The sequence below is a fragment of the Pantoea sp. FN0302 genome, assembly GCF_050113775.1.
GTDB classification, from domain to species: domain Bacteria; phylum Pseudomonadota; class Gammaproteobacteria; order Enterobacterales; family Enterobacteriaceae; genus Mixta; species Mixta alhagi.
In genome coordinates this window covers 2249126-2260127 of record NZ_JBNJSM010000001.1, presented here as the reverse complement: position 1 = coordinate 2260127, position 11002 = coordinate 2249126, and the positions used below count along the sequence as shown (strand labels likewise).

At 53.6% G+C, this 11002-nt stretch carries 11 protein-coding genes, 2 tRNA genes and 1 rRNA gene; 9 read left to right on the top strand and 5 right to left on the bottom strand.

Features of this window, described 5'->3' with window-relative positions:
* Nucleotides 1-7 precede the first annotated feature (7 nt).
* Nucleotides 8-123, top strand: a 5S ribosomal RNA gene (rrf, locus tag ACQE32_RS10630).
* Nucleotides 124-196: 73 nt separating this feature from the next.
* Nucleotides 197-273: transfer RNA gene (locus ACQE32_RS10625), tRNA-Asp, on the top strand.
* 203 nt (nucleotides 274-476) lie between these two features.
* Here the strand turns inward: ACQE32_RS10625 and yafC are convergent.
* A complete protein-coding gene (gene yafC / locus ACQE32_RS10620; protein ID WP_427021737.1) occupies nucleotides 477-1373 on the bottom strand; it encodes a DNA-binding transcriptional regulator YafC in 897 nt (298 codons plus the stop codon).
* Between the two features lie 194 nt (nucleotides 1374-1567).
* On the opposite strand from yafC, the gene ACQE32_RS10615 reads away from it, so the two are divergent.
* Nucleotides 1568-2371 carry an endonuclease/exonuclease/phosphatase family protein gene (locus ACQE32_RS10615; RefSeq protein WP_085067889.1) on the top strand — a complete coding sequence of 268 codons (804 nt, stop codon included), beginning with the start codon at nucleotides 1568-1570 and terminating at the stop codon, nucleotides 2369-2371.
* A 52-nt stretch (nucleotides 2372-2423) separates the two neighbouring features.
* Here ACQE32_RS10615 and mltD read toward each other — a convergent pair whose 3' ends face one another.
* Nucleotides 2424-3806 carry a murein transglycosylase D gene (gene mltD / locus ACQE32_RS10610; protein WP_427021736.1) on the bottom strand — a complete coding sequence of 461 codons (1383 nt, stop codon included), beginning with the start codon at nucleotides 3804-3806 and terminating at the stop codon, nucleotides 2424-2426.
* Between the two features lie 70 nt (nucleotides 3807-3876).
* Nucleotides 3877-4632 (bottom strand): hydroxyacylglutathione hydrolase, encoded by a 756-nt coding sequence (gene gloB, locus ACQE32_RS10605; protein ID WP_250651909.1) that lies wholly within the window; start codon nucleotides 4630-4632, stop codon nucleotides 3877-3879.
* Nucleotides 4633-4674: 42 nt separating this feature from the next.
* Between gloB and ACQE32_RS10600 the strand changes: the two genes are divergently transcribed.
* Nucleotides 4675-5409 carry a class I SAM-dependent methyltransferase gene (locus tag ACQE32_RS10600; RefSeq protein ID WP_426982258.1) on the top strand — a complete coding sequence of 245 codons (735 nt, stop codon included), beginning with the start codon at nucleotides 4675-4677 and terminating at the stop codon, nucleotides 5407-5409.
* Here the strand turns inward: ACQE32_RS10600 and rnhA are convergent.
* Complete coding sequence (gene rnhA / locus ACQE32_RS10595; RefSeq protein WP_250651911.1) at nucleotides 5394-5960, bottom strand: ribonuclease HI; 567 nt, start codon at nucleotides 5958-5960, stop codon at nucleotides 5394-5396. The genes ACQE32_RS10600 and rnhA overlap by 16 nt on opposite strands.
* Between rnhA and dnaQ the strand changes: the two genes are divergently transcribed.
* Nucleotides 5914-6645, top strand: a complete 732-nt coding sequence (gene dnaQ, locus ACQE32_RS10590) for a DNA polymerase III subunit epsilon (protein ID WP_426974740.1) — start codon at nucleotides 5914-5916, stop codon at nucleotides 6643-6645. The genes rnhA and dnaQ overlap by 47 nt on opposite strands.
* A 133-nt stretch (nucleotides 6646-6778) precedes the next feature.
* A tRNA-Asp gene (locus tag ACQE32_RS10585) sits at nucleotides 6779-6855 on the top strand.
* A 46-nt stretch (nucleotides 6856-6901) separates the two neighbouring features.
* On the opposite strand, the gene ACQE32_RS10580 is transcribed toward ACQE32_RS10585, so the two are convergent.
* Entirely contained in the window at nucleotides 6902-8392 is a 1491-nt protein-coding gene (locus ACQE32_RS10580; RefSeq protein ID WP_426982256.1) for an NCS1 family nucleobase:cation symporter-1, read from the bottom strand.
* Between the two features lie 144 nt (nucleotides 8393-8536).
* Between ACQE32_RS10580 and ACQE32_RS10575 the strand changes: the two genes are divergently transcribed.
* From ACQE32_RS10575 to puuE, 3 genes are read left to right on the top strand one after another with little or no spacing between them, the layout of a single operon-like run.
* Nucleotides 8537-9259 carry a GntR family transcriptional regulator gene (locus ACQE32_RS10575; protein ID WP_427021735.1) on the top strand — a complete coding sequence of 241 codons (723 nt, stop codon included), beginning with the start codon at nucleotides 8537-8539 and terminating at the stop codon, nucleotides 9257-9259.
* Nucleotides 9256-9993 (top strand): aspartate/glutamate racemase family protein, encoded by a 738-nt coding sequence (locus tag ACQE32_RS10570; RefSeq protein WP_426974737.1) that lies wholly within the window; start codon nucleotides 9256-9258, stop codon nucleotides 9991-9993. Before ACQE32_RS10575 ends, ACQE32_RS10570 begins: the two co-directional genes overlap by 4 nt.
* Nucleotides 9994-10026: 33 nt before the next feature.
* On the top strand, nucleotides 10027-10986 hold the full coding sequence (gene puuE, locus ACQE32_RS10565) for an allantoinase PuuE (protein WP_427021734.1): 960 nt from the start codon (nucleotides 10027-10029) through the stop codon (nucleotides 10984-10986).
* The last annotated feature ends 16 nt before the right edge of the window (nucleotides 10987-11002 follow it).

Genomic DNA, 11002 nt, shown 5'->3' with positions numbered 1-11002 from the left:
GAATTTGCCTGGCGGCGAGAGCGCGGTGGTCCCACCTGACCCCATGCCGAACTCAGAAGTGAAACGCCGCAGCGCCGATGGTAGTGTGGGGCCTCCCCATGCGAGAGTAGGGAACTGCCAGGCATCAAATTAAGGTAATACCTGAAAAGGTAACACCGGTTATCAGCGAGACCCCGCTGGTAATGCAGTATTCGGTGGTGCGGTAGTTCAGTCGGTTAGAATACCGGCCTGTCACGCCGGGGGTCGCGGGTTCGAGTCCCGTCCGCACCGCCACTCTATTAGCAATAGCCCTGACAGTAATGTCAGGGCTTTTTGCTTTTTCGTTTCCAGAAAATCGCCCCCTTATTCCGCTATCAGGCAATGCTCAAACCCTGCTTCGCGTGACAAAAGCTGAGCCAGCCACCGCTCAGCTCAGCAAATATCCCGGCAACTGAACATGCCAGCGCTTTAACATAACTGACGGCGCGGGCAATTTATTACACGTTATGAATGTTAATCCATTCGCTCAGGAAATCGATGAATGCCCGGACACGATTATTAACGGCACGATCGCTGTAATATACCGCATTAAATGGCATGGCAACCGGTAAGCGCTTCTCCGCTAACACCTCAACCAGGCTGCCTGTCTCAAGTTCTTTATTGATCATATAGTCAGACAGGCAGGCAATGCCGTTGCCGGCAAGGCAAAGCTGCTTCAGGGTCTCACCGCTATTAGCCGAGATCGTTGGCTGGATCGTATAGAGCTCGCCATCTGGCTGAGCGACAGGCCAGCGATTAAGAGCGGGCGTTTCGATAAATCCCAGACAACTGTGTAACGCAAGTTCATCCACCTTTATCGGGATGTCATTACGCGCAAGATAGGCAGGGGAGGCGACCAGTTTACGATAGCTGCTAAACAAGGGCCGCGCGCGCAGGCTGGAATCGGTTAGATTACCGGCGCGAATGGCGACATCCACCTTGCGTTCAATCAGGTTGATGAAGGTTTCAGAGGAGAGCAGAGATAAGGTTACCTCTGGATAGCGTTGACGGAAAGGCTCGACCATTGGCGTCAACAAGTGTAAAACCACCGGCGTCGCCGCATCCACACGCAGCAGTCCACGCGGTACCTGACGGCTTTCCATTAGCTCATTTTCCGCCGCTGCCATCTCCTGCAAAAGTTTTTGCACTTTACGGAAATAGCCTTCACCTTCCTGCGTCAGATTGATTTGCCGTGTTGTGCGCGTCAGTAGCTCCACTCCCAGCTTCGCCTCCAGCTTTTTTACTGCACGACTCACCGCAGAAGGAGCCAGTTCGAGCTGCTTTGCTGCCCGACTAAAGCTACCGCTTTCCACTACGGCAACAAAAATTTTTAGCTCTTCTGAAGACGCTTTCACATCTGCTCCTGTCGTAAATATATTGATTCCCACTGTGGGACGGATCGCGGATATGCTGAGTTTGTTGCTATCGTAACATTTGCTTGCTTGTCCGAAAGGTAAATTCAGCAGCTTTGATTGAAACTCTCTGCTGAAGCCCCTATAACTGAAAGCAGTAACTCAGTGACAGACATTTTTCAGAAATGGGCGGTATTGTGCGGAAAAAAACCTATGCCATGAGGTATGTAGCTGGCCAGCCAGCGGAAAGAATCTTTCCGCCCAGTGCTATGCTGCCTGTAGGGCAAGCGCTTCCGCCAGGCGCGCCAATCACCCCAGGAGTAACGCTACGCGTACTGGTATGGAATATATTCAAGCAGCAGCGAGCTGACTGGCTGTCGGTGTTACAAACGTTTGGCAAGGATGCGCAGCTGGTATTATTGCAGGAAGCGCAAACCACGCCAGAACTGGTACGTTTCGCCACTTCAAATTATCTGGCAGCCGATCAGGTGCCTGCCTTTGTTCTGCCCCAGCATCCCTCAGGAGTCATGACGCTGGCGGCGGCGCATCCGGTTTATTGCTGTCCACTGCGCGAGCGCGAGCCGCTGCTGCGGTTAGCGAAATCGGCATTAATAACGGCTTATCCTCTGCCGGATGGCAGAATGCTAATGGTCGTAAATATCCATGCGGTTAATTTCAGTCTTGGCATTGATGTTTACAGCAAACAGCTGGGACCTATCGGCGAACAGTTAGCGCATCATAACGGGCCGGTTATCATGGCCGGTGACTTTAATGCATGGAGTCGACAGCGCATGAATGCCCTGTATCGCTTTGCGCGGGATATGGGGTTACGGGAAGTACGCTTCACTGACGATCATCGGCGTAAGGCCTTTGGGCGTCCACTGGACTTTGTTTTCTATCGCGAGCTACAGGTGACGGAAGCCTCAGTACTGGTAACGCGCGCATCCGATCACAATCCACTGCTGGTTGAATTTGCCTCTTCAGGCTCTGAGACACCATAAAAAAAGCCGATCGAAAGATCGGCTTTTTTAACAGCTATCCTGTGCAGGAAGTTTAACTGTCTGGCGTCGCGTTGTTTTTAACGAACAGGGTAATTTTATCACCCGGCTGAATCGCACTACTGTCACTCAGCACGCTGTTCCAGCGCTTGACGTCTTTGATATTTACACCATGTCGACGTGCAATACTGGCAAGAGAATCACCCTTACGAACCTTATAGGTGATGCTGTTGCCGTTATCGGCCAGTTCACTTCCTGTCACGCCACTGACAAAGGTGAGCGTCTGTCCCGGTTTAATCTTGTTACCGCGCAAGTTATTGGTGCGCTGTAACTCTTTTACTGAAACGCCCATCCGGCTGGCTATGCCTGACAGCGTGTCACCATTACGTACCTTATAACTGCGGCTGCTCGCTGCGGCCAAACGCGTTGGCTGAACCGCTGCAATATCGCCAGAAGCCAGCGAATTACGTAACTTGGCGACATTCGCTTTCGGGACCATAATATAGTGCGGTCCGTTAGGCGCAGTAGCGCCGCGTTTATAGCCGGTGTTGTAGTTTTTCAGCTTGGTCACTGATAAGCCGGCCATTTCTGCCGCCTGCGTCAGTTCTATCTGCTGACCTACTTCAACACGCGCCAGCGCCCGACTTTCATTCGGTGCCGGTAAGCGTACGCCATAACGTTTGTTGTTTTTCAGGATATCCTGCAACGCCAGCATTTTAGGCACGTATAGCGTGGTCTCACGCGGTAGAGAAAGATGCCAGAAATCGGTTGGTTTGCCGCGCGCTTTATTTTGTTTAATCGCTTTCAGCACACGCCCTTCGCCGCTGTTATAAGCAGCGATGGTCAACAACCAGTCTCCGTCGAACATCCCGTTCAGACGTTCCATCATATCTAAAACCGCTCGGGTCGATGCGACAATATCGCGTCGGCCGTCATACCACTGATTTTGTTTTAAACCGTAATTCCGCCCCGTACTCGGCACAATCTGCCAGATGCCTGCGGCATTTGCAGCAGATGTGGCGTGGGGGTTAAAAGCGCTCTCCACTATGGGTAGTAGTACCAGTTCCATCGGCATCTTACGTTGCTTAATCTGCTCGACTATCCAGTACATATACGGCTCTGCCCGTAAAGTCACATCGTGGAGATAGCTCTTGTTTCTTAAATACTTTTGTTTCTGCTCTCGGATCCGGGGGTTTTCCGGAACCTCCATCTTCAGCCCGTCGCGAATGTAATTCCACAAATCCTGGTCCTGAGTAAGGGCCGTTCCATCATCCTGCCAACGCGGGGATAACATGCGATCTGTAAATTTTTCATTCTCATCTTGACCAGCTGAAGACAGACTCTGGGCATGCTGTTCAGGAATGTTGGCATCATGTCGCGATGCCTGGCATCCCATCAGCAAGACCGAGGCGAGAAGGATAATCGCTCTAGTCTTCATGTATGTGTCAATGGTTGCTTAAAAGACGAGCAATGATACGTGCTGGCGACCAACAACACAACCAGAAAAATCAAAAATCATCCTTCTTTTGACGTAGCAGGGCAAAAACGTCCCATGCGTGCTGAGGTGGGACTTTGAAGCCGAGGGCGCTTTGTAAATCAGTGTCTTGCGTACGTAAAAATAAATTTATTTGCCGTTCGAGCCCCAGTTTTGTGGGCAAAGTACTGCTATTTTTGGCGCGTAATTCCTTAATTTTCTGATAATAGCGATTTATCTCCATATCTTGCGGCAGCGTAGCGTTAGCAAATTTTAAGTTAGAGAGTGTGTACTCATGAGCACAGCAAACCAGCGTCTCATCAGGTAATTCAGCAAGCTTTTGAAATGATTCATACATCTGTTCTGGCGTACCTTCAAAAAGGCGTCCACAACCGCCGGAAAACATCGTATCGCCACAGAAAAGATAAGGTTCGCTGTAATATGAGATATGTCCTAAAGTGTGGCCAGGCGTAAAAATTACTCTAAATTCGCAGCCTAAAACAGGCAGGGTATCGCCTTCATAAACGACTTGCGTAGCCCCTTTATCTTGTGTCTCCTGCGGCCCATACACCACAAGATTTGGCCATTTTGTTAACAGTTCTTTTACGCCGCCAACATGGTCTTGGTGGTGATGTGTAAGCAGAATAGCCACCGGTGTCCATTGCTGCTGCTCAATAGCAGCCAGCACCGGCGCCGCTTCGCCTGGATCGACAATCAGGCATTGACCCTGGTTATCAGTTAATGTCCAGATGTAGTTATCCTGAAATGCTGGGATACTGTTAAGATTCATACACACCTCTCGCACGTCGTGAAGGAACACTGATGGTAGAACATGAAGCCAGCTAAAACACGTCAAATTCTGACCGCACCGCATTCATGGCGTGATATGCCGTGGGGAGAGTCGTTCCGCGATGCGTTAACCCAACATTTACAGCCCTGCCTTGGCAAACTGTATGGCTTTCATCTGTTAAAAATCGGCAACCTGAGCGTAGAGATTGATACGCAGGCCTGCGCTATTTCGCATCAGGTTAGCGTAGGGGATCAGGGACAGGAAGTGCAGGTGATTGCCGATCCGATGCATTTACCGTTTGAGGCAAAATCGATTGATGCCTGTTTGCTGGCGCATACGTTAAGCTGGAGTCAGGATCCGCACCGCATTCTGCGTGAAGTCGACCGCGTATTGATTGATGATGGCTGGATAGTGATCACCGGTTTTAATCCGCTAAGCCTGCTGGGAGTAGGCAAGCTGATCCCAGGTCTGCACCGTCGTCCACCCTGGAGCGGGCGCATGTTCAGCCAGATGCGGCTGCTCGACTGGCTAAGCCTGCTGAACTATGAGGTCGTCTACCGCAGCAGTTTTCAGGTGGTGCCCTGGAATCGCCAGGGCGGACTGATGATGAGCCGACACGTGCCAGCGCTGGGCTGTCTGAATATCATGGTGGCCCGCAAACGCACGCTGCCGCTCATCATGACGCCAGCCAGAAAGCTGGCCAGCAAAGTAAAGTTACGCGCGACGGTTAACGCCACGCGCCAGCTGCATTCGCTGGACGATCAGGATTCCGGCTGATAACCGATATCTTCAAACGATGGATTGGCCGCTGCGGAGCGCGCCAGTTCATCGCAGCGCTCATTCTCCGGATGGCCAGCGTGACCTTTAACCCACTCCCAGTTAATTTGATGATGGCTGAGCGCCGCATCAAGCCGCTGCCATAAATCGACATTCTTAACCGGCTTTTTATCTGCCGTCTTCCAGCCACGCTTTTTCCAGTTATGGATCCAGCTGGTGATGCCCTGACGCAAATACTGACTATCGGTGCTGAGCGTGATTTCACAGGGCTGGGTCAGCGCTTCCAGCGCAACGATTGCCGCCATCATTTCCATGCGATTATTGGTGGTGCGATAAAAACCGGCGCTAAAGGTTTTTTCATGCTGGCGATAGCGTAAAATAGCGCCATAGCCGCCAGGGCCGGGATTACCGAGGCAAGAGCCATCGGTGAAAATTTCTACCTGTTTGCGCATCTCTGGTAGACTTCCTCCTGATAAAACGCCAAGTCTGACATAAACGAGCCTTATGAGCACAGCAATTACACGCCAGATCGTTCTCGATACAGAAACCACCGGTATGAATATGGTGGGGGTTCATTACGAGGGCCATCGCATCATTGAAATCGGTGCGGTAGAGATCATCAACCGCCGTCTGACCGGCAACAATTTTCATATGTACCTGAAGCCGGATCGGCTGGTGGATCCGGAAGCATTCGGCGTTCACGGTATTGCCGATGAATTTTTGATGGATAAACCGACCTTCGGCGAAATAGCGGACGAGTTTCTGGATTACATCCGCGGCGCGGAATTGGTGATTCATAACGCGTCGTTCGATATCGGCTTTATGGATTATGAATTCAGCAAGCTGAACCGGGGCATCGGTAAAACGGAAACCTTCTGTCAAATTACCGATAGCCTGCTGATGGCGCGTAAGCTATTCCCGGGCAAACGTAACAGCCTCGATGCGCTCTGCTCGCGTTATGAGATCGATAACAGCAAGCGAACCCTGCACGGGGCATTGCTCGATGCCGAAATTCTGGCGGAAGTGTTCCTGACCATGACCGGCGGGCAGACATCGCTGGCATTCTCCCTGGATGGCGAACAGCAGCAGGATGACGGTGGCGGTGAGTATATTCAGCGTGTGGCACGAACGTCCGGGCTGCGCGTGGTGGCTGCCAGCGATGAAGAGGTCATGGCGCATGAACAGCGCCTGGATTTAGTAATGAAAAAAGGCGGGAGCTGTCTCTGGCGCGCATAAATGCTTTATTTTGCGCTAAAAAAAGCCAGTTAGATGAAAAAGCAGGCAAACGAACGCCGCGGTAAGAAAAATCGTTGACGGCTACGCGCACTCCCCTTAATATGCGCCTCGTTCCCGACGGGGAACACAGCGCGGTGCGGTAGTTCAGTCGGTTAGAATACCGGCCTGTCACGCCGGGGGTCGCGGGTTCGAGTCCCGTCCGCACCGCCAACTATTCAGAAAGGCCGATTCAGCAATGAATCGGCCTTTTGCTTTTTTACTCTTTCTGCATGACAACCTGTGCCACATAAGGCGTTGCCGCCGCTTCTTCCCGATCTTCCCGCGCCAGCCAACGATAGCAGCCGCCGCCAAGCGCGACGCCGATAAACCAGCTAAAGCTGGCGATCTCATGCAGCGCAGGGACAAAACTGAGCAGCACACCGATTGCCACCGACGGCAGCAGGGCGGCGATCGCTTTGGGATTACAACCGCCGCGATACCAGTAGCGTCCTGCAGGCGTGGCATTAAACAGATCGTCTACCACCACCTTTCCGCGTTTAATCAGATAAAAATCCACCAGCAAAATTCCAAACAGCGGCCCAATAAACGCCCCCAGCACGTCAAGCGTATAGTGAATCAGCTCTGGCGACTGGAACAGGTTCCAGGGCGTCAGCAGCACCGATCCCACCGCAGCAATCATGCCCCCGGCACGGAAAGTGATTTTCTGTGGCGCGCAGTTTGAAAAATCGAAGGCGGGCGAGACAAAGTTTGCCACGATATTGATGCCGATAGTGGCAGTAATCATCGTCAGCAGGCCGATAGCCACCGCAAGGTCATTTCCCACCAGGCTGACGGTTTCAATCGGATCGGTAATCATCTTGCCAAACAGCGAGCGGGTGCCGGAAACAATAATCACCGTCACCACGGAAAACAGCAGAAAGTTAAAAGGTAAGCCCCAGCGGTTGCCGCGACGAATATGTTCCATACTTTTTCCGTAGCGTGCAAAGTCGCCAAAGTTCAGCAGCGGGCCGGAAAAATAGGAGACCACAAGTGCGGTAGCAGTGATCATTTGCCAGCTCTGTTCACTGATGCTCAGCGTTTTGCTGGTCAGCGTAAAAGAGATCCCGTCAAAGCCGGTTTTGTATACAATCCAGCCGGCCAGCGCCATCATCACCACATACACGGCGGGCCCGGCAATATCAATAAAGCGCTTAATGGCGTTCATGCCGTGCCAGAATACCGCCGCCTGCAGCAGCCACATAATACCGAAGCAGATCCAGCCGAGCAGCGACAGCCCCAGCCAGGAAGATTGCGTCAGCGGCGAGAGCGCAGGCCAGAATTTTAATAACACCAGCATCAGCGCATTGGAAGCCAGCCAGGTTTGAATGCCATACCAGGCGAAGGCGATCAATCCCCGGATCACCGCAGGAATATTGGCGCCAAACACGCCGAATGCCTGCCGACAGATCACCGCATAGGGAACGCCCGCTATCTGGCTCGGTTTTGCCACCAGATTGGCGCACAGTTGTACGATACAAATTCCCGCCAGCAAACAGATCAGGACCTGCCAGCTCGCCAGCCCCAGCGTAAAGAAGCTGGCCGCCACCACATAGCCGCCCATGCTGTGCACATCTGACATCCAGAAAGAGAAAATGTTGTACCAGCTCCAGCTCTGCTGTGGGACAGGAGCAAGATCCTCATTGGTCAGGCGCGGACTGTACTCCGCATCGCTGCGAGCCGTTGGAGAAACGCTGGAATAATTTGGCATGAAACCTGCTCCTCTTTGAAAGGGTAACGGAGAAACCTTGTGTATCAGCATCTGCAGGATTCAGGCCAAAAGTTAAATCTTGTATATAAGGCCGCCGCGCCGGACAGGAGGTTTTGTATACAACCCTCGCCAACGGAGTAGGTAATGAAGCATGAAACCGGCCAGAAAACGGCCTCAGACCTGACGGATAACCATGAACCGGTCTATCAGGCGTTACTGACCGCGATTGTGGAACATCAGTTACCGCCCGGCAGCCGCTTACCGGAAGAGGCGCTGGCTGAAGTGTTTGGCATCAGCCGCACCGGCATTCGTAAAGTGCTACAGCGCCTCGCGGCAGTGCAAATGATCAGGTTAACGCCCGGGCGTGGTGCGCAGGTCGCTGCGCCCGATGCGCAAGAGGCGCGGGATATTTTCCATACCCGTTCGTTGATTGAATGCGCCAATCTGCCTGCGGTGAGCGCGCGCTGTCAGCCGCCGCATCTGGCGGCGCTTGAGCAACTGCTGGATAAAGAGCGTCAGGCATATCGGCAGCATAACGGATCGGCGGCGATTCGCCTTTCCGCCGCTTTTCATATTCAGCTACAGACGATTTCCGGCAATCAGGTACTCACGGAGCTGGTAACGCGATTGACGCAGCGCTCGTCGCTGGTGATTGCCGTCTGGGGCGCGCCCTGGCAACAGGGATGCCGCTGCGATCACCACCACAGGCTGGTGGACTATTTGCGTACCAGACAGCTAACGCAGCTGACGGACGCAATGCGGCAACATTTCGATCATATCCTTACATCACTGCGCTTTGAGCGCGGCGGTGACGTCCTGCCCAATTTTTCTCTGCTGTTTGCCCATAAAGGAGCGCCACAAAAATGAGTTCCCTCTGTATACAGGTCATCAACCCCAACACTACCCAGTCAATGACCGACACCATTGCCCGCGCCGCCCGTACTGCGGCCGCACCGACAACGGAAATTATTGCCGTTTCGCCGACGCAGGGCGTGCCGTCGATTGAAGGGCATGCCGATGAGGCGATCGCCGCGCTCGGCGTGCTGGAGCAGGTGAAGCGGGGACGCGAGCAGGGCGTCGATGGGCACGTTATCGCCTGCTTTGGCGATCCTGGCCTGCTGGCGGCGCGTGAACTGACCAACGGGCCGGTTATTGGCATTGCTGAAGCGGCGATGCATATGGCGACGCTGGTGGCGACACGTTTCTCCGTGGTCACTACGCTGCCGCGGACGCTGGTCATCGCCCGCCATCTGGTGCGGCAGTATGGCTTTACGCATCACTGCGCCGCGCTGCATGCGATCGATCTGCCGGTCCTGGCGCTGGAAGAGAGTAGCGGTCTGGCGCAGGAAAAGGTGCGCAGCTGCTGTCTGCAGGCGCAGCGTGAGGATGGCTGCGGTGCGATAGTGCTGGGCTGCGGCGGGATGGCGACGCTGGCGCGCGATCTGACGCAGGAATTAGGCCTGCCTGTTATTGATGGCGTGGGCGCGGCGGTAAAGATGGTGGAGTCGCTGGTGTCGTTGGGGTTAGGCACCAGCAAATATGGCGATTTAGCGTTTCCACGTGAAAAAAAGATAACGGGTGCTTTCCAGCACCTAAACTAACGGAAATCATCTGCTCAAGAAAGGAGCCAGTGAATGAGTCAGTCCCCTGAGAAGAAAGAATACAGCTTCAATAAAAGCTATCCGCGCGATCTGCGTGGCTATGCCGGTCATCCACCGCATGCCGCCTGGCCCGGCGAAGCACGGATTGCGGTCCAGTTTGTGCTCAACTATGAAGAGGGCGCAGAAAATAACGTTCTGCATGGCGATGCCGGCTCTGAGCAGTTTTTATCCGATATTATCGGTGCGGCCAGCTATCCTGACCGCCATATGTCGATGGACTCGCTGTATGAATATGGTTCGCGCGCGGGGTTCTGGCGGATTCATCAGGAATTTCAAAAGCGCGGTCTGCCGCTAACGGTATTTGGCGTGGCGATGGCGCTGGCGCGTCATCCGGAGATAGTACAGGCAATCGCCGATGCGCAATATGATGTTGTCAGCCACGGCTGGCGCTGGATCCACTATCAGTCGATGGATGCGAAAACCGAGCGTCAGCATATCCAGCAGGCGGTGGATGTGCTGATGGATCTGTTTGGTAAAGCGCCCACCGGCTGGTATACCGGGCGCGACAGTCCAAATACGCGCCGGCTGGTGGTGGAGCAGGGCGGATTCAGCTACGACAGCGACAATTACGGCGATGATTTGCCGTTCTGGACGCGCGTCACCTGTCAGGACGGCACGGTCAAACCGCATCTGATTATTCCCTACTCGCTGGAAACCAACGATATGCGTTTTGCCACGCCGCAGGGGTTTAACACCGCCGGGCATTTTTACACCTACCTGAAAGACAGCTTTGACGTGCTGTATGAAGAGGGTGAAACCGCGCCGAAAATGATGTCGGTAGGGATGCACTGCCGCCTGCTGGGAAGGCCGGGTCGCTTCCGTGCGCTGACCCGTTTCCTGGATTATATTCAGCAGCATGAACGGGTTTGGATTTGCACTCGCCAGCAAATTGCCGATCACTGGATCAAACATCATCCGGTGCCGGAAGCCTGACGCGGCTGCCTGATCT